At 74.0% G+C, this 18,066-nt stretch carries 18 protein-coding genes; 8 read left to right on the top strand and 10 right to left on the bottom strand.

Translation table 11 applies throughout. From position 1 onward, the window contains the following. Window positions 1-58: 58 nt before the first annotated feature. The 5 genes from gltX to ACIPN7_RS19285 are packed head-to-tail and all read right to left on the bottom strand — an operon-like array spanning window position 59 to window position 4,358. Window positions 59-1,531 carry a glutamate--tRNA ligase gene (gene gltX, locus ACIPN7_RS19305; protein ID WP_400545802.1) on the bottom strand — a complete coding sequence of 491 codons (1,473 nt, stop codon included), beginning with the start codon at window positions 1,529-1,531 and terminating at the stop codon, window positions 59-61. Continuing rightward, entirely contained in the window at window positions 1,528-1,980 is a 453-nt protein-coding gene (locus ACIPN7_RS19300) for a hypothetical protein (RefSeq protein WP_400545799.1), read from the bottom strand. The genes gltX and ACIPN7_RS19300 overlap by 4 nt, the downstream gene beginning before the upstream one ends. Window positions 1,981-2,037: 57 nt before the next feature. Then, on the bottom strand, window positions 2,038-2,949 hold the full coding sequence (locus tag ACIPN7_RS19295; RefSeq protein WP_400545796.1) for a GNAT family N-acetyltransferase: 912 nt from the start codon (window positions 2,947-2,949) through the stop codon (window positions 2,038-2,040). Between the two features lie 7 nt (window positions 2,950-2,956). Then, window positions 2,957-3,574, bottom strand: a complete 618-nt coding sequence (locus tag ACIPN7_RS19290; protein ID WP_400545793.1) for an NUDIX domain-containing protein — start codon at window positions 3,572-3,574, stop codon at window positions 2,957-2,959. A gap of 1 nt (window position 3,575) precedes the next feature. After that, entirely contained in the window at window positions 3,576-4,358 is a 783-nt protein-coding gene (locus ACIPN7_RS19285) for a fumarylacetoacetate hydrolase family protein (protein ID WP_400545790.1), read from the bottom strand. A gap of 172 nt (window positions 4,359-4,530) precedes the next feature. On the opposite strand from ACIPN7_RS19285, the gene ACIPN7_RS19280 reads away from it, so the two are divergent. Beyond that, window positions 4,531-6,159, top strand: coding sequence for a serine hydrolase domain-containing protein (locus tag ACIPN7_RS19280; protein ID WP_400545787.1), 1,629 nt, complete (start codon window positions 4,531-4,533; stop codon window positions 6,157-6,159). A gap of 3 nt (window positions 6,160-6,162) precedes the next feature. On the opposite strand, the gene ACIPN7_RS19275 is transcribed toward ACIPN7_RS19280, so the two are convergent. Beyond that, a complete protein-coding gene (locus ACIPN7_RS19275; protein ID WP_377219323.1) occupies window positions 6,163-6,978 on the bottom strand; it encodes a class I SAM-dependent methyltransferase in 816 nt (271 codons plus the stop codon). 382 nt (window positions 6,979-7,360) lie between these two features. On the opposite strand from ACIPN7_RS19275, the gene ACIPN7_RS19270 reads away from it, so the two are divergent. Beyond that, window positions 7,361-8,749 (top strand): heparan-alpha-glucosaminide N-acetyltransferase domain-containing protein, encoded by a 1,389-nt coding sequence (locus tag ACIPN7_RS19270; RefSeq protein ID WP_400545784.1) that lies wholly within the window; start codon window positions 7,361-7,363, stop codon window positions 8,747-8,749. On the opposite strand, the gene ACIPN7_RS19265 is transcribed toward ACIPN7_RS19270, so the two are convergent. Beyond that, entirely contained in the window at window positions 8,718-9,593 is an 876-nt protein-coding gene (locus tag ACIPN7_RS19265; RefSeq protein WP_400545781.1) for a PhzF family phenazine biosynthesis protein, read from the bottom strand. The two genes, ACIPN7_RS19270 and ACIPN7_RS19265, sit on opposite strands and share 32 nt — an antisense overlap. 43 nt (window positions 9,594-9,636) lie before the next feature. Beyond that, a complete protein-coding gene (locus ACIPN7_RS19260; RefSeq protein ID WP_400545778.1) occupies window positions 9,637-10,611 on the bottom strand; it encodes an aldo/keto reductase in 975 nt (324 codons plus the stop codon). 81 nt (window positions 10,612-10,692) lie between these two features. Here ACIPN7_RS19260 and ACIPN7_RS19255 point away from each other — a divergent pair, with 81 nt between their 5' ends. From ACIPN7_RS19255 to ACIPN7_RS19240, 4 genes are all read left to right on the top strand, one after another. Further along, complete coding sequence (locus tag ACIPN7_RS19255) at window positions 10,693-11,637, top strand: 3-methyladenine DNA glycosylase (RefSeq protein WP_400545775.1); 945 nt, start codon at window positions 10,693-10,695, stop codon at window positions 11,635-11,637. A gap of 167 nt (window positions 11,638-11,804) precedes the next feature. Beyond that, on the top strand, window positions 11,805-12,413 hold the full coding sequence (locus tag ACIPN7_RS19250; protein WP_400545772.1) for a lytic polysaccharide monooxygenase auxiliary activity family 9 protein: 609 nt from the start codon (window positions 11,805-11,807) through the stop codon (window positions 12,411-12,413). 413 nt (window positions 12,414-12,826) lie between these two features. Continuing rightward, window positions 12,827-13,453, top strand: coding sequence for a lytic polysaccharide monooxygenase auxiliary activity family 9 protein (locus ACIPN7_RS19245; RefSeq protein ID WP_400545769.1), 627 nt, complete (start codon window positions 12,827-12,829; stop codon window positions 13,451-13,453). Between the two features lie 135 nt (window positions 13,454-13,588). Beyond that, complete coding sequence (locus ACIPN7_RS19240; RefSeq protein WP_400545766.1) at window positions 13,589-14,479, top strand: phosphotransferase; 891 nt, start codon at window positions 13,589-13,591, stop codon at window positions 14,477-14,479. Here the strand turns inward: ACIPN7_RS19240 and ACIPN7_RS19235 are convergent. Next, window positions 14,458-15,747 carry a DUF418 domain-containing protein gene (locus ACIPN7_RS19235; RefSeq protein ID WP_400545763.1) on the bottom strand — a complete coding sequence of 430 codons (1,290 nt, stop codon included), beginning with the start codon at window positions 15,745-15,747 and terminating at the stop codon, window positions 14,458-14,460. The genes ACIPN7_RS19240 and ACIPN7_RS19235 overlap by 22 nt on opposite strands. 190 nt (window positions 15,748-15,937) lie before the next feature. On the opposite strand from ACIPN7_RS19235, the gene ACIPN7_RS19230 reads away from it, so the two are divergent. Then, entirely contained in the window at window positions 15,938-16,756 is an 819-nt protein-coding gene (locus ACIPN7_RS19230; RefSeq protein ID WP_400545760.1) for a phosphotransferase, read from the top strand. Further along, the gene (locus ACIPN7_RS19225; RefSeq protein ID WP_400545758.1) at window positions 16,753-17,454 is read left to right on the top strand and encodes an AAA family ATPase; all 702 of its coding nucleotides are present in this window, start codon (window positions 16,753-16,755) and stop codon (window positions 17,452-17,454) included. The genes ACIPN7_RS19230 and ACIPN7_RS19225 overlap by 4 nt, the downstream gene beginning before the upstream one ends. On the opposite strand, the gene ACIPN7_RS19220 is transcribed toward ACIPN7_RS19225, so the two are convergent. Next, window positions 17,436-17,984, bottom strand: coding sequence for a CGNR zinc finger domain-containing protein (locus ACIPN7_RS19220; protein ID WP_400545755.1), 549 nt, complete (start codon window positions 17,982-17,984; stop codon window positions 17,436-17,438). The two genes, ACIPN7_RS19225 and ACIPN7_RS19220, sit on opposite strands and share 19 nt — an antisense overlap. Between the last annotated feature and the right edge of the window lie 82 nt (window positions 17,985-18,066).

The raw sequence follows: 18,066 nt of genomic DNA, 5'->3' as shown, positions 1-18,066 counted from the left end.
CCGTCGTCCAGGGCCCGGTCGTCCGGGCCCTGTGCGTCCGGTCCTGTACGTCCGGGTGCTAGGACGCCACGTTCGCCGACGCCGTCTCGGCGAGGCGAGCCAGCGCGGCGTCGACCCGCGCGAGCGTACGCTCCTTGCCGAGCACGTCGAGCGACTCGAAGAGCGGCAGGCCGATGCGGCGTCCCGTCACGGCGACCCGGACCGGGGCCTGCGCCTTGCCGAGCTTCATCCCGTGCTTCTCGCCCACGACGGTGACGACGTCCTTGAGCGCCTCGGCCTCCCAGGCCACGTCGGACAGGGCCACCCGCACGTCGGCGAGGAGCTCGGCGGCGCCGGCCTTCATGGCCTTGTTCCAGGAGTCCTCGTCGAGGATCGGGGCGTCCAGGAACAGGAAGTCGACGTTGGCCGTGATCTCGGACAGCAGGGCCACACGGGAGTGCGCGAGCGGCGCGACGGCGTCGAACACGCCCTGGTCGAACTGCTCCGGCGTCCACGGCGCGGCCGGGGCCTGCAGCCACGGCGCGCAGGCCGCGGCGAAGTCCTCGACGCTCAGGGCCCGGATGTACTCGCCGTTGAAGGCGGTGAGCTTCTTGACGTCGAAGAACGCGGACGACGAGTTGATGTCCTCGACGCGGAACCGGCGCACCAGCTCGTCGAACGGGAGGATCTCCTCGTCGTTGCCCGGCGCCCAGCCCAGCAGCATCAGGTAGTTGACCATCGCGTCGGGCAGGATGCCCTCCGCGAGGTAGTCCTCCAGGGCCACCTTGTCCCGGCGCTTGGAGAGCTTCTGCCGCTTCTCGTTGACGATCACCGGCATGTGCGCCCACTGCGGCGGCGTCTGTCCCAGGGCCTCCCAGAGCAGCTGCTGCTTGGGCGTGTTGGGCAGGTGCTCCTCGGCGCGCATGACGAGCGTGATGTGCTCGTCGATGTCGTCCACCACGTTGGCCAGCAGGAACACCGGCGAGCCGTTGCCGCGCGCGATGACGAAGTCCTCGAGGTTCGCGTTCGGGAACGTCGGGTTGCCGCGGATCAGGTCGACGACCTGCGTCTCCCCCTCGTCGGGCGTGCGGAAGCGCAGCGCGCGGCCCTCGGCGTACTCCAGCCCGCGGTCGCGGCAGAAGCCGTCGTAGCCGGTCTGCTGGTTGCCGGTGCGCGCGATCAGGGCGTCACGCGTGCAGTCGCAGTAGTACGCCTTGCCCTCGGCGAACAGTCGCCGGGCGGCGTCCTTCTGGATGCCCGCGTTCTCGGACTGGAAGTACGGGCCCTCGAAGGCCGGGTCCTCCTTGCGGATGCCCAGCGCCTCCATGGCCGACAGGATGCCGTCCACCCACTCGGGCTGGTTCCGCGAGGCGTCGGTGTCCTCGATGCGCAGCACGAAGGTGCCGCCCTGCTGCTTCGCCACGGCCCAGTTGAACAGCGCGGAACGAGCGCCGCCCACGTGGAACATGCCGGTCGGGGACGGCGCGAAGCGGACGCGCACGGCCGCGCCGTCGGGCGCGGGCTGGGTCGGGGTGTCGGTCACGGAAGTCACGGGCCAAGCCTAGGCGCTGCGGGGCCCGACGGCGGCGCCTGCCGGGCCGCCCGGCCCCGCCAGCCACGGATCAGGAGCGCGACCGCGAAGCCGGGCCACACCGGGATGGACGCGAAGGCGGGTCCCAGGACGTAGAGCAGCGACCATCCCTCGTCCCCCTCCGGCAGGGTGGAGGCGACGACGAAGTACGCGACCGCCAGGACGACCGTGGCCAGGACGAGGCCCACAGCCAACGATGCCCAGTCGTTGCGGACCTCCAGCAGCCGGAGCAGGGCGGCCGCGGCGGCGATCGACCCGAGCGCGCCCGCCGTCACCACGACCGCGCTCACGAGGCCGAACACGACGCCGTCCCACGCGATGTCGCCGCTCGTCTGGAGGTACACGAGCACCACCGCGGTGATGCCGAACGCCACAGGGGTCAGTGCCAGGAATCGTCGTGCGGTCTCCACGGGGACCATGATGCGTGCCGGGCACCGCGGTGACCACGAATGTCGGCGCTGGGCCGGCTAGCCCAGGCGCTTGACGTACCGCCGCGTCGCCACGGGCACGGGCCCCTCGGCCGTCTCCGCCCGGTAGTCCAGCGGGCCGCCGTCCGACCAGCCGGCGCGCTCGTAGAACCGGCGCGCCCTCGTGTTGCCGGTCACGACGGCGAGCCACGCCTCGGCATGCCCGGCGGCCGCGATCCGGGTCTCCCCCGCGGACAGCAGGTCGGACGCGATCCCGGAGCCCCGGTGGGCCGCCGCGACGAAAAGCTGCTCCACCTCCTCGCCCGTGACCGTCACGAATCCGGCGACGACGTCCTGCCCCGGTGCGCCGTCCGCCGCGCCGGCGCCCGGCGCGGCGTCGGCGTCCGGGGCGGTGTCGGCGTCCGGAGCCGTGTCGAGGGCCACCGCCACCGTCGTCCGCGGGACCCGGGCCGTGGCGCGGGGGCCGAACGACTCCCGGGTGCGGGCCGCCTCCAGCGCCGGCGGCACGAGGTCATGGTGGCCGTCGCCCCAGGCGGCGTGCCAGACGGCGGCGATCGCCGGGGCGTCCGCCGGCCCGGCGTGCCGGAGCTCGACGTGCCGCACGCGCAGCGGCCCGAGGAGGAACCGGTCCTCGTCGGGCAGCACGACGGGTTCGGTGCGCCACCCCGGCCCGGCGTACGCCGCGAGCGCCGCGGCGTCGCGCCAGCGGCTCACGTAGGTCAGCGTGTCCGGGGCCGGGGCGGCCGGGGCGTCCGGGGCCGGGGCCGGGGCGTCCGGTGTCGGGCCGTCCGGTGTCGCGGCATCCAGGGTCGCGCTCCCCCGGCGGACGACGATCTCGTCGCTCACGAAGCCGTCGAGCGCCGCGAACCCGGCGGTGCCCGCCTCGATGAACGTGCGGAACTCGTCGAGCAGACCGGGCCGGACCTGGGCCGTGGAGCGCCTGATGATCATGGGTCGATCATGCTCCACGGGTCCTGGCGCGGGCCAGCATCACCAGCTCGGTCAGCTCGGGCTCCGGCAGCTCGTCGACGGACCACCAGCGCAGGTCCAGCGACTCGTCCGAGACCGCCGTCTCCGCGCCGGGTGCCGCGACGGCGACGAACCGCACGTCCAGGTGGTGCACCGGCCGGGCCGGGTCGCCGGTGCCCGGCCGGCAGAACGGCACGACGTGCTCGTCGAGGTGCACCGGGACGGCGTCGAGCACGAGCCCCGCGATCCCGGACTCCTCGCGCGCCTCCCGGGCGGCGGCGTCGGCCAGCGACACGTCCCCGGCCTCCAGGTGCCCGCCGAGCTGGAACCAGCGCCGCGCCTTGGCGTGCAGGGTGAGGAGCGCCCGCGCGCCGTCGTGCGACAGCACCAGGGTCGACGCCGTGAGGTGGTCCGGCACGGACGCCCGGAACACCCCGTCGTCGTGCGCCTCGAGGTGCACCACGTACCGCGCCCGGAGGCGTTCCTGCTCCGGCGTCGGACCCGACCAGGAGCGCAGGGTCGCCAGGGCGTCGGCGTGCAGCGACGTGCCGGGCTGTGTCCCCGGCTGTGTTCCCGGATCTGTTCCCGGCTGAGTCTCGCGGCTCACCTCAGCGGCGCCGCAGCACCGGGTTGGCCAGGACGCCCACGCCCTCGACCTCGACCTCGACGCGGTCGCCCTGGTCGATCCGGCCCACGCCGGCGGGGGTGCCGGTCAGGATCACGTCGCCCGGCAGCAGGGTCATGGCCTCGGAGATGTACGAGACGAGGAACGGCACGTCGAACACCATGTCGCGGGTGCGGCCGTCCTGGCGCGGTTCCCCGTTGACGCGCGAGCGCACGGCGACGTCCTCCGGGTTCAGGTCGGTGTCGATCCACGGCCCGAGCGGGCACGAGGTGTCGAAGCCCTTGGCACGGGCCCACTGCCCGTCGGTGCGCTGGGCGTCGCGCGCGGTGACGTCGTTCGCGACGGTGTACCCGAGGATGTACGACGCCGCGTTCTCCGGGGTGACGTCCTTGCAGACCTTGGAGATCACCACGGCCAGCTCGGCCTCGTAGGAGACCTCCTGCGTGAAGTCCGGCAGCACGATCGGGTCGTCCGGGCCGACCACGGCGGTGTTCGGCTTGAAGAACAGCAGCGGCGTGGTCGGGACGTCGCCGCCCATCTCCTTGGCGTGGTCGGCGTAGTTCTTGCCCACGCACACGATCTTGGAGCGCGGGATCACCGGGGCGAGCAGCCGGACGCCGTCACCCAGCTCGATGCGCTCGCCGGTCGGCATGGCCGGCATGTAGAGGGGGTCGCCGCCCAGCACGGCGAGGAAGGTCTTGTCGCCCTCCTGCTGCACGAGGGCGAAGCGGGGGTCGTCTCCGGTGGTAAATCTCGCGATACGCACGGGCTCAGCGTAAGCCGCGCGACGCCGTGGGCCTCCGTCAGGGGTGGGTCAGGGGCGGTTCAGGGCCGCGGCCCAGGTCATCCCCGATGCCCGGGACCCGCCCGGGTCCATAGCGTGACGCGCGGGACGACCCGGCCGCGCACGGCGCCGGGCGCGGTGACGAGGAGCTCGGATGACGAACGACCGGATCGGGGCGCGGCGCCTCCGCGCGGCACGGGGCGTCGCGCTCCTGACGGCGGCGGTGATCGCGTTCGCCCCGGCGGCGGGGGCAGCAGCAGGGGCAGCGCCGTCGACGGCGGCACCGGCCGTCCCGGCGTCCGCAAAGGGAACGGCCGCTCCGTTTCGGGAGGACGTCGTCACGGCAGGGACGGACGACGCCGACGCCGACGCCGCTGTCGACGCCGCCGTCGACCGGTACCTGGCCGAGTACCTGCGGGTGCACCGCACCCCCGGCCTGGTCCAGGTGACGCTGGCCGACGGCGCCGTGCGCGTGCGGGTGCACGGGACGACGGGCAGCGGTGCGCCGGTCGGCGAGGACACGCCGATGCGCATCGGCTCCATGAGCAAGGCGTTCACGGCGCTGGCGGTGCTGCAGCAGGTGGACGCCGGGCGGTTCGAGCTCGACGACCCGGTCGCCGGGCTGCTCCCCGAGTTCCGGCTGGCCGACGACCGGTACCGCTCGATCACGGTCGAGCACCTCCTGACGCACCGGTCCGGCCTGGCCGCGACGGGACTGGAGTACGCCGCCGACCCGGCGTCGGCGCCCGCGGAGACCGTCGGCCGGCTGGCGCCCGAGAAGCTGGCCGCCGCTCCGGGGACCACCACGATGTACAGCAACGCGGGCTACGCGGTGCTGGCGCGCCTCGTCGAGCGCACGGCCGCCGGCTCGGGCGCACCAGGCGAGCCCGGCGACGCCGTCGACTTCGACGAGTACCTGGAACGGAACGTCTTCGAGCCGCTCGGCCTGACCTCCACGACCGTGACCGAGCGGTGCGACACCGAGCCGGCCGGCCTCGACCGGGGCTTCTCCCTGCTGGGCCCCGCACGGGTCGCCGTGCCGGAGCTCCCGCTGGCCTGCGCCGGGAGCGGCGGCATCGTCTCGACCGCGCGGGACATGACGGCCTGGCTGCGGTTCCAGGTGGGCGACGGCGCGTCCGCGACGGGTGAGCGGCTGCTGCGCGCGGAGACGTTCCGCGCGTTCCACGACGTGCCGGCGAGCGATACGGAGTACGGGTACGGCTGGCACGGCACCACGGCCGGCGACGACGACGCGCCGCTGGTCGGGCACGGCGGCACGCTGGCCACCTTCGCGTCCGGGATCGAGCTCTCCCCGCGGACCGGGACCGGCGCCGTGGTGCTCGCCAACGCCGCCGGGGACCCCATGGCGCTGACGCACGACGCCGTCGTGGCGGTCGACGGCGGCACGCCCCTGCCGATGACCAACCCGTTCGACCCGTTCAACGCCGTCGTCGTGGGCCTCGCCGCGCTCGCCCTGCTGGCCGGGGTGCTCGTCGTCGTCCGCTCGCGCCGGTGGGCGGAGCGGCGCGCGGCCGGCTCCCGGCGCGCCACCGTGCTGCGCCTGGTGCCGCTCGCGCTGGTCACGCTCCTCGGCGCGGCGCTCCCGTGGCTCGGGGCCACGCTCATGGGCCTGTCCGAACCCGTGGCCGCCTACCGCGTCGTGCTGTGGCTGTACCCGGCCGTCGTGCTGCTGGGCCTGGCGCTCGTGCTGGGGGCGGGCGGCGGGCTCGCCGCGCGCCTCGTCCGGCTCGGGAGCGCTCCGGCCCGGCCCACGCAGGCATAGGGGTCAGGCGCGCGCCAGGACCTCGCCGTTGAGCACCGCGAACCAGCCGTCCGGCGCCGCGGCCCACTCGCGCCAGCCCTGGGCGAGCTGTTCGAGGGCCACGTCGTCCGCAAGCGCCGAGTCCTTGGCCTGCACGGCGAAGTTGGACTCGGTGCAGCGCTCGGCCCACAGCCCGCCCCACCAGGTGCGGTCATCGGGGGTGGCGTAGCACCAGACGCTCGCCCCGGGCTCGATGGTGGCGGGGTCGAACCCGGCGTCGCGCACCCAGGAGGCGAGGCGGCGCCCGGCGTCGGGCTCGAAGCCGTAGGTGTGCGTGACCTCGTGGTACAGCATGTTCCACTCGGTGAGCTCGGCGGACTCCGGGTACCAGGTCATGGCCTCGTAGTCGGCGTCGCGCACCGCGACGAACCCGCCCGGCTTGGCCACGCGCTTCATCTCGCGCAGGGCCGCGACCGGGTCGGACAGGTGCTGCAGGAGCTGGTGGGCGAAGACGACGTCGAACGAGTCGTCCTCGAAGGGCAGCTCGTAGGCGTTGGCGTGCTCGAAGGTGATGTTCTTGGTGCCGTGCGCGTCGGCGAGGCCGCGGGCCGACTCCAGCACGTCGTCAGAGGCGTCGACGCCCACGACGCTGCCCTGCGTGAGCCGCTCGGCGAAGTCGACGGTGACGGTGCCGGGGCCGCAGCCGACGTCGAGCAGCGTCATGTCCGAGAGCAGGTGGGGCAGCAGGAACGCGGCGGAGTTCGCCGCCGTCCGGCGCCGGTGCGAGCGCAGCACGGACTCGTGGTGCCCGTGCGTGTAGGACTCGGACTCCTTGGTCAGGTCGGTCCCCGCCCCCGGGCTGTCGGGGCTCTCCGCGCTCCCCGCGCCGCGGGTCAGGCTCGTGAGGCTGCTGGGGGCGTCGACCGCGTCGATGGGGTCGGTGCCCGCGGGCGTCGTCCGGTCCCGGGCGGGGCCGCCGCCGCCCTCGTTCGCGGGGTCGCTGAACCTGCCGCCGAACCGGTTGCCGAGCTCGTGGCCGGGCGTGGGGACGGACGGGTCGATGCGGGCCGAGTCGTGCTCGTTGGCGCTGCCGGTCATGGCCGCACTGTATGTGCGCCGCGGCACGCTGCACATCCGCGTTCTCATCCTTCGGGACGGTTGTCCAGTCGATCACCCGGCGTGGCCACGCGCGCGGCGCCCGGCGACGCGGAAGGATGCGCGCATGTCCACGCTTGCGCAGCCGTCCGACAGGCCGTCCGACAGACCGTCCGACAGACCGTCCACGGACCCCCGCGGCGCCGTCCGCGGCGCCCTGGACCGGATGGGCCGCAACCTGCTCGGCGGCCCCGGCCGGGTGCCCGGCGCCGATATCGCCCGGGGCATCGCCGTGCTCGGTATGTTCACGGCGCACGTGGGCGTCACCTCGGACGACATCGATACGTTCGAGGGCTGGCTGGGCCTGGCGCACGGGCGGTCGTCGATCCTCTTCGCGACGGTCGCCGGGCTGTCGCTGGCCCTGTTCACGGGCGGGTCCAGGCCGTTCACCGGCGAGGCGATGCGCACGGCGCGCGGCCGGATCCTCGTGCGCGCCGTGCTGCTGCTGGCCCTCGTCGCGGTGCTCGACCTGCTCGGGGGGCGCGTGCTGCTCATCCTCGGGTTCTACGCCGCGTACTTCGTGCTGGCGCTGCCGTTCCTGCGCCTGCCCCCGGCGCGTCTGGCCTCGATCGCGGTGCTCGTCGCGGTGGTGGGTCCGTTCCTCGTGTACTACGGGCCGGAGGCTCTGGCCCGGGCCGGGCTGCGAGCGCCGCACGACGGTAGCGGCGCCGCCACCGACTTCCTCCTGACGGGCCACTACCCCGCCCTGGTCTGGATGGCGTACGTGCTCGCCGGGCTGGCGGTGGGGCGCTGCGACCTGCGGTCGCCGACGCTGCGCCTGGGCCTGGTCGCCGGCGGGTTCGGGCTCGCCGCCCTCTGCTCGGTCGCCTCGGCCGTCCTGGTGGCCGACGCCGGGGGCATCGAGGCCATCGACAGGTTGTTCGCCATGACCCGGTCCGAGCTCCTCGCGACGCCGCCCGCCTGGTCGGACCCCTGGCCGCCCCTGGCGGGCCTGTACCTGGAAGGGCCGCACGACGACACGATGTTCGAGGCACTGGGGTCCGGCGGGTTCGCGCTCGGCGTGCTCGGGCTGTGCCTGCTCGTCGGGGTTCGCGGCGACACGGACGGTGCCGGTGCGGGTGCGGGTGCCGGTGCCCGGCAGCTCGCGCGGCGGGTGGTGCTCGTGGTGACCGCCCCGCTGGCCGCCGTCGGGGCCCTGGCGCTGACGGTCTACTCCGTGCAGATCTTCGTCCTCTGGTGGTGGACCCGCTCCGGCGTCGACCTGCTCACCTCGCCGACCAACGGGCCGCTCGCCGTGATGGTGCTCGGCGCCCTGGCCGGGGCCACGCTGTGGCGGGCGCTGTTCGGGCGTGGCCCGCTGGAGCGGTTGTTCGGGTGGGTCGCGCGTCAGGCGTTCCCGTCGCCGGAACGCGCCCCCGACCAGGCGGAGGGCGCCGTGCCGGACCCGGCGTCCGGCTCCGCCCTCAGAACACCACCTGACCGACGATCGTCGTGAACGAGTCGCCACCGACCCACACCTCGCCGTCGGGCAGCTTCTCGACGTGGACGCGGCCCGCCCGCCCGAGCGCCGTCCCCTGCGACGCGACGTACGACGACGGCAGCACGTCGCCGGCGAGCCACTGTCCGAGACCGGCGTTGAGGCTGCCGGTCACCGGGTCCTCGCCCACGCCGATGGACGGGACGAACGCACGCACCTCGACCGCGGGCGCGTCGGCGCCGTTCCCGGTCCTGCGCCCGCTCGGGTACTCGCCGACCACGCCCAGCTTGAGGTCGCCCATCGCCACGAGGTCCGGCTCCAGGCCGAGCACGACGTCGGCGTCGCGGAGCTGGACCGCGACCCAGCCCGGACCGTTGTCGACCCACGCCGAGCGGACGACGTCGGACACCTCCAGACGCAGCGAGCGCGCGATCTGCGCGACGTCGGCGTCGTCGACGGCGCCCGAACGGGACAGGGGCGGACCGGCGAAGGCGAGGCGCTGCCCCGCGCCCGTCTCCTCGCGCCGCACGCGCACCAGGCCCACGCCGCACTCCTGGACCACGTCCTGCCCGCGGGGCACGCCGCCCGCCTCCAGCCAGGCGTGCGCGGTGCCGAGCGTCGGGTGCCCGGCGAACGGCAGCTCGCCGCCCGGCGTCCAGATCCGCACGCGGTAGTCGGCGCCGGCGGCCTGCCCGGCCTCGGTCGGGTCGAGCAGGAACGTGGTCTCCGAGAGGTTCGTCCAGCGGGCGAAGGCGGCGAGCTGCTCGTCGGTGAGGCCGTCGGCCCCGTGCACGACGGCGACGGGGTTGCCGCCCGTCGGGGTGGCGGAGAAGACGTTGACCTGGCGGAACGGATGACTCATGCCACCACGCTACCCAGCCGGCGCCGCCGAGCGAGCCACGTGATCAGGCCGGGAAGATCTCGTCCAGCTCGGCGAGGTCGTCGGCCGTCGGGGTCCACGTCCAGGCCTGGGCGTTGCCGCGCACCTGCTCGGGCCGGGTGGCGCCGGCGATCACCGACGACACCTCGGGCCGGGTCAGCAGCCAGGAGAAGGCGACGACGGTCTCCGTCACGTCCCGCTCCCGGCAGAAGACGGCGAACCGGTCCAGGGCCGCCCACGGCGCGGTCTCCAGGAGCTGGGGCTTGGTCGTGACCAGGCGCGAGCCGTCGGGCCGGGCGCCGCCCGCGTACTTGCCCGTGAGCAGGCCGTTCTCGAGCGGGTGGTACGGCAGCACGCCGATCCCGTACTCCCGCGCGGCGGGCAGCACCTCCCGCTCCAGGCCGCGGGCCAGCAGCGAGTACTTGTTCTGCGCGGAGACGAACCGGGTGCCGCCCGTGCCCCCGCCGAGCGCGCGGGCCACGTGCTCGGCGTCGGCCACCTGCCAGCCGCGGAGGTTCGAGTGGCCCACGTAGCGGACCTTGCCCGAGCGCACCAGGTCGTCCAGCGCGGCGAGCGTCTCGTCGATCGGGGTCGCCGGGTCGGGCGCGTGGAGCTGGTAGAGGTCGATCCAGTCCGTGCCGAGCCGGCGCAGCGACGCCTCGGCCGCCCGCACGATGTACCGGCGCGACCCGCGCGCCCCGAAGTCCTGGCCGTTGGCGCCGTGCATGTCGAGCCCGAACTTCGTGGCGATCAGCACGTCGTCGCGGCGTCCCTTGAGCGCGGCGCCGAGGAGCTCCTCGGACAGGCCGGGCCGGGCTCCGTAGGCGTCCGCGGTGTCGAAGAAGGTCACGCCCGCATCGACCGCGGCGTCGACCAGGGCTGTGGCCCCCTCCGCGGTCTCGGTGACGGTGCCGGGGCGGCCGAGGTTGTTGCACCCCAGGCCGACGACGGGAACGGACAGGCCGGAGCGCCCGAGGCGGCGCAGAGGGAGGTCGGACATGGTCGCACCCTATGCGCCGGGCGGCGCCGGGCGAGGCCGCGCGGTGCCGGGCGAGTGCCGCGGCCGCCGTACCCTGGACCGGTGACCACAGTCCTCGGCAGGCCGACCGCGGCGCTGCTCCCCGAGGAGTGGCTGCCCCTCGCCGCCGCCCACGCCGAGCGCGCCGACGCGCTCACCGCGGTCTGGCGCGCCGCCCGCGCGGCCGGGCGCAAGCACGCGATCGAGGACTTCCTGTTCACGTACTACCCCACGCGCGTCGCGCACCTGCGGCGCTGGCACCCGGGTGCGGGCGTCGCCCTCCATCTGCCCGACGGCGGGGACGCGCCCGACCCGGAGGACCGCACCGCGTGGCGGTGGCACCGGACGTCCCAGCCGGACGGTGCCGTCACGCTCGACCGCGACGCGTTCCTCGCCGACCGCGGCGACACCGTGCGGTACGTCCGCGAGCTGCTGACGGCGACGGCGTCGCGGCCCGGCACGTTCGGCTGCTTCGGGCTGCACGAGTGGGCCATGGTCTACCGCGACCGTGAGGCGGGCCGCGACCAGCGGCACCCGCTGCCGCTCCGGCTCGGGCACGAGGGCACCGACGCCGTGGTCGAGGCCAACCCCGTGCGCTGCTCGCACTTCGACGCGTTCCGGTTCTTCACGCCGGAGGCGACGTCGCGCAACCAGCTCCGGCCGACGCGCGCCGCCCAGGTCGGCATGGAGCAGCCCGGCTGCCTGCACGCCAACATGGACCTCTACAAGTGGTGCCTCAAGCTCGGGCCGGCGGTCCCCGGCGACCTGCTGCTCGACGCGTTCGAGCTGGCCCGTGACATCCGCTGGACCGACATGGCGGCCTCCCCGTACGACGTCTCCGAGTACGGCGTCGCGGCCGTCCGGATCGAGACGCCCGACGGCAAGGCCGAGTACGTACGGCGGCAGCGCGACTTCGCACACCGGTCCGGCGCGCTCCGGGAGCGACTGCTCGAGGCCTGCGACGTGGTGCTCGACATAGTGCTCGACACGGCGCTCGACACGCCGTAACCGGCACCGATCCGCGCTTTTCGGCCCCGCACGCGTACGTAGTTGCCCTACTTGTCGGCGGGCCCTCCCCCTTTCTAGCGTCGTGCCTGTCGCACCCCAGCACTCAGGAGCACCCCAGGCAACTCCCAACTTCGCAGTTCCCACCGACAGAACACGAGGTGAGCCCCATGAGAGTCACCGCACCGCAGACACCCGTCGTCAGAGCCCTGCTCGGCGTCCTCGCCGTCCTGGCCCTGACCCTGACGGCGCTGGTCGCCACACCGAACGCCCTGACCCCCAGGGCCGAGGCCCACGGCTGGGTCGTCTCACCGCCGAGCCGGCAGGACCACTGCGCCAAGCGGACCGTGAGCTGGTCCTGCAACGGCGTCGAATGGGAGCCGCAGAGCGTGGAGGCGCCGAAGGGGTCGATGCTCTGCTCGGGCGGCAGCCGCTTCACCACGCTGGACAACAGCTCCCTGGCCTGGCCCCGCACGAGCATCAGCAGCACGCACACCTTCCGATGGACGCTGACGGCCTTCCACCGGACGGCGAGCTGGGAGTACTTCGTGGACGGCCAGCTCTTCAAGACGGTGAACGACAACGGGGCCACACCGCCCGCGACGGTCACGCACACCCTCACGGGCCTGCCGAGCGGCAACCACACGATCCTCGCCCGCTGGAACGTGTACGACACCGCCATGGCGTTCTACGCCTGCATGGACGTCAACATCGGGGGTGGCAGCCCGAGCGCCGGCCAGACGGCGGTCGACGGGCGGCTGCTGGCCGCCCAGATCTGACCACCCACCAGGAAACGGCCGCCAGGGGACGACGGCTGGAACGACGGCTGGAACGACGGCTGGAACGACGGCTGGAAACGACGGCCGGAAACGACGGCCGGAACGGCCGGTCTCCCCACGTCAGGAGGCCGGCCGTTCGCCTGTTCCGCGACCGGCGACCGAGCGACTGACTCGCCGCGCGGAGTGCGGCGAGTCAGTCGCTCGGTCGGACTGGCGCTCTGACTCGGTGAGCGAGGTGCGGCGAGTCAGGTGGCCGGTCCTGATCTCGTGCGTGACGACCCGCTCGCGCGCCCACGGCCGAAAATACGGGGAACCGCGTACGAATTCACCCTCATTGTCAGCAAAGCGACCATTTCCTAGGTTCGATGCCTACCCAGGAAATTTCACCCGCTCGCACGACGGAAGGCATCACCGTGAACCGTGCACGAACCGCCAGCCCACAGACCCGACTCCTGCTCTCCGCGCTCGCCGCCCTGGGACTCGCGGCGGCCTTCCTCACCGCCGCCCCGGGCGCGCTGCTGCCGCAGGCGCAGGCCCACGGCTGGATCACCAGCCCGCCGAGCCGCGCGGACCACTGCGCGTCCGGCACCGTGAGCTTCGGCTGCGGCGGTCTCCAGTACGAGCCGCAGAGCGTCGAGGCGCCGAAGGGCTCCACGCAGTGCTCGGGCGGCAGCGGCTTCACCGTGGTCGACGACGACTCGCTGCCCTGGCCGCGCACCACCATCGGCGGCGACACCACGTTCCGCTGGCAGATCACGGCCCGGCACTCCACGTCCACCTGGGAGTACTTCGTGGACGGCCAGCTCTTCAAGACCGTGGACGACGGCGGCGCCCAGCCCGGCGCGACCGTCGAACACACGCTGAGCGGCCTGCCGGCCGGTGACCACACCATCCTGGCCCGCTGGAACATCGCGGACACCGTGAACGCGTTCTACCAGTGCGTCGACGTCACCGTGACCGGCGCCGCGGCGGCTGACGCCGGTGCGGACGCCCAGACGCCGGCCGCCCTCGGCACGCGCGGGGCGCTGACCGCCGTCTGACCCACGGACCACCCGGGGCCGGGTGCCCGACGCCGATCAGCGCGCCGGACACCCGGCCCCGTCGTGTCACCCAGTACCCGACGGCATCACAAACCGGGCGCCATTTTTCACCCGCTCTATGGGAGGATGGTGCTCGTGTCGAGCACAGTGGTCGGCATCGGTCCGACACCCGTCGAAGTACCGCCCGTCATGCATGACCTGGCCGGACGACTGCGGCCGGACGTGACGGTCGTTCCCGTGTGGCGCAACGAGTACGGCGGTTTCACCGCCCGGCTCGAGGACCGGCGGGCAACTGGCCTGGCGTCGGGCACCGCCGGGCGGAGCGCGTACCTCAAGTGGGTCCCCCGTTCCTCGGCCTGTCCCGACCCGTTCGCCGAGGCGGACCGCCTGACCTGGGCCGGATCGTTCACGGCGGTGCCCCGCGTGCTCGCTGTGGGACGCGACCCGCGCGGGTCCTGGCTGCTGACCGAGACCGTCGAGGTGGGCGGCACGCTCGCGACGTCCGCCATCGAACCCCGCTGGCGCGCCCTCGCGAAGCGTTCGGCGATCGCCGTCGGCCTGGGCCTGCGCCGGTTCCACGACGCGCTCCCCACCGACACCTGCCCGTTCGTCCGTACGGCGGAGCTGCGCGTCGCCACCCTCACGACCACGACCGGCGCGGCGACCCGCGGGTCGATCACGACGACGCTGGGCAGCCCGCCGCCGGTGGACCGGTTGGTCGTGTGCCACGGTGACGCGACGGTGCCGAACACGCTGCTCGACCGCGCCGGCCGGTTCGCGGCCCACGTCGACGTCGGCGACCTGGGCGTCGCCGACCGCTGGTCCGACATCGCGGTGACCACGCGCAGCGTCACCCGCCGCTACGGCCCAGGACTGGAGCCGCTGGTCCTGGCCGCCTACGGCGTCGCGCCCGACCTCGAACGCACCCGCTACTACCGCGCCCTCTGGGACGCCGAGGAGGCGCTCCGGGTGCGCCACGTCGGGCAGCAGCCCGGCCCGCGACGTCACCTGTGGCCCGCGTCGTAGACGCGATGCATCACCAGCTCGATCGGGCCGCGGGGCCACCTGCGCAGCCACAGGGGCGCCGCCACCATAAGCGTCAGCGAGATCGCGGCCCAGATCAGGACCACCTGCCACGGGTCGCCCCCGGCGAGACCGAGACCCCAGTCGAAACAGATCACCGAGGCGAGCACGTTCTGCAGCACGTAGCAGGACAGCGCCGTCCGTCCGACCGCCTCGACGCCGCGCCGCGGCAGGCTCAGTGAGCTTCCCGGCCGCAGGCGGGCGACGAGCGTGGTGCCCAGCGCGAGGATCCCGAGCGCCACCAGCGGCGGGACCAGGTACCGGTCCACGAGGACCCAGCCCGGCCCGGCCCACGTCGTCAGCGCGTTCAGCGGGACCCCGGCCCCCAGCCCGATCCACGCGAGCCGACGACGCAGCCGCGCCCCCTCCGCCGTCATCGAGAACATCCCGGCACGGACGAGCCGTGAACCCACGAGGAACAGCACCGTGGCTGACGGCACGATGAGGAGCAGCTCGATCCGGAACACGTCCATGTGCGTGAGCCGGACCACCACCTGGTCCAGCCAGCTCGCCGTCGACAGGCTCGCGGCGCCGTCGCCCGCGGCGGCCGTCGCGCCCTGCCCGCCCTGCCCATCCCCGCCCTGCCCGCCCCCGCCCTGCCCGCCCCCGGCCTGAGCGTCCCCGGCCTGAGCGTCCGAGGTGCCGACCAGGAGCGCGGTGAGCGCGACGATCGCCGCGACGTAGACGCCGGCCACCACGCCGCCCCAGACCCGCACCACGCGGTCGCTGCGCCCGACCAGATGGGCGGCGAGCAGCGACGCGATCGCGTACCCCATGAGCACGTCGAACTCGAAGACCAACACGTAGTGCAGCAGGCCCTCGACGAACAGGATCGCGGCCCGGAGCACGTACCGGCCGGGCCACGGCAGGCCTCGCCGCACCATGGAGCGGTACTGCAGCTCGAGCCCCACCCCGAAGAGCAGGGTGAGCAGCGCGAGGAACTTGCCGTTGGACAGCGCCTGCAGCACGGTCCGCACCGGATCGTCGGTGGCGAAGCCGTCGGAGAGCCACGCCGCCGGCCCGCCCGGGGTGCTGAACAGCCAGATGTTGCTCGCGAGGGTGCCAAGGATCGCGATCCCGCGCAGGACGTCGAGCGCGAGGATCCGGCCGGTCGCGCCCGTCGGGGCGGACGCGACGGGCGCGACGGGCGGGGCGGACGCGACGGACGGGATCGTGGGTGTGGCCGTGCTCGACGGCTGGTTGGCGGGCACGGACCGAGCCTGTCGCGGCCCGGGCGCCACGGCGTCGGCCATCCGGCCGATCTCTGCACGGCCGTGTACATCGTTCGGAGGAGACAGGTCCCGAGGAGACAGGTCCCGAGGAGGCGGTCGCGCACCTCGTCGCCGCCACCGGAATTCACCTCGTGGTCACCGGGCCCCCCCCGTCTGCCACCCTTGGCCCATGACGATCCCCGCCGAAGCGGTCTCGGTGCCCGACGTCGTGCGCGAGCTGGCCGGTGACGGAACCGTCACACCGGCCTGGCGCAACGAGCTGGGCGGCCTGACCTTCCGGATCGACCCCTCGCTCCAGCCCACGACGCACCCCGTGACAGACCCGGCGCCCCGGTTCGCCTACTACGTCAAGTGGATGCCCTTCTCGGACCGGGCCACGACCGAACGGGTCGACCTGACGAACGAGGCCGCCCGGATGCGCTGGGCCGAGACCTGGACGCCGGTGCCGCACGTCCTCGACGTCGGCTCCGACGGAGAGGCGAAGTGGCTGGTCACGGACGCGATGCCCGCCCGCTCCGCCGTCGACCCGCGCTGGCTGGCCGAGCCGGAGACCGCGGCCCGGGCCATCGGGGCCGGGCTCCGCGCGCTGCACGACGTGCTTCCCGTCGACGAGTGCCCGTGGACCTGGAGCATCGAGGACCGGATGGCGATCGCCGAGGACCGGGCAGCCCGGGGCCACGCCGCCGACGGGTGGTCGGCCGAGGCGCGGGCACGCCTGACGGACGCGCCCGAGCACGACCGGGTCGTCGTCTGCCACGGTGACGCCTGTGCGCCCAACACCCTGCTCGCCGACGACGGCACGTGGGCCGGGCACGTGGACCTCGGCGGGCTCGGCGTCGCCGACCGGTGGGCCGACCTCGCCGTCGCGACCTACAGCCTGGGGTGGAACTACGGCCCCGGGTACGACCACCTGGTCTACGAGGCGTACGGGATCGACGAGGACCCGGACCGGGTCGCCTGGTACCGCCTCCTGTGGGACCTCGGATGAGCGGGACCGGCCGCGGGACCGGCACCGACGCCGCCGCCGGCACCGGCACCGACGCGGGAACCACCGCCCCGGGCCTGCTCGTCGTGACCGGGCCGCCCGGCTCCGGCAAGTCCACGGTGTCCGAGGCCCTGGCCGACCGCTGGGAACCGAGCGTGCTCGTGGAGGGTGACGCGTTCTTCCGCTTCCTGCGGCGCGGGATGATCCCGCCCTGGCTCCCGGAGTCGCACGCGCAGAACGACACGACGGTCCGCGCGGCGGCCGCCGCCGCGGGCGGTTTCGCCGCCGGTGGCATGGCCGTGGTCTATGACGGCGTGATCGGGCCGTGGTTCCTGCCCACGTTCGCGCGGCTCGCCGGCGTCGCGGTGATCGACTACGTGGTGCTGCTGCCACCCGTGGAGGTCTGCCTGAAGCGGGTCGAGACGCGCACCGGCCACGGCTTCACGGACCTCGACGCCGCCCGGCACATGCACGACGACTTCGTCCGGGCGACGACGCCGCGCCCCGGCGCGACGGTCACCGACAGCACAGGCGCCGACAGTGCGGTCACCAACAGCGCGGTCACCGACAGCACGGGCGCCCCGCCCGGCGCCGTGCTGACCGACCTGCCGGACGACGTCGCCGGGGTCGCCGACGCGATCGTCGCGGCCATGGCCTCGGGCCGCTCGCGCTACGCCGTCGACTACACCGCCGACGCCTGATCCGCACGCCGGGCCCGGTGGGCGGCCTGGGCGTTGCGGTTGCTGCAGGTTGTGGAGCAGTAGCGTCGCGACCGGTTGCGGGACAGGTCCAGGACGATCCCCGCGCAGTCGCTGTCGGCGCACACCGCAAGGCGGGAGAGCTCGTCGTCCCGGATCACGTCGATCATCGCCATCGCCGTCTCGACCAGGATGCGCGTGGCGAGCGGCGCGTCGCTCGGCACGGCGTGGATGTGCCAGTCGGCCGGCGGGTGCCGCACGAGCTGCGGTACCGCCCCGGCGGCGGACAGCATGTCGTTCACCAGTGCGACGGCCGCGTCGCGGTCGGCCGTGAGCAGCTCGCGCAGCCGCGGCTGCAGCGCCAGCACCTCCTCCAGCTCGGCCTGTGTGCCGTCGTGCCGCCCTGTATAGCCCTGCCCGGCGAAGAACGCGTCGAGGTCCGCCACGGTCTCGATCGTCACCGGCGGCTCGCCCGCGTTCACGAGCACGACGGCGGCCTGGAGCGACTCCTCGGTGTCATGAGTGAAAACCACGTTGACACATTACTTGCTCCGCCCGTAGCGTCAGGACCCATGGGCGCTGTGACACCTGACATCGACGGGCCGGTCCCCGGCG

It is taken from the genome of Promicromonospora sp. NPDC090134 (genome assembly GCF_044746965.1).
Taxonomy (GTDB): Bacteria; Actinomycetota; Actinomycetes; order Actinomycetales; family Cellulomonadaceae; genus Promicromonospora.
The sequence above is the reverse complement of the archived record's forward strand: the minus strand, read 5'-3'. Positions and strand labels throughout refer to the sequence as shown.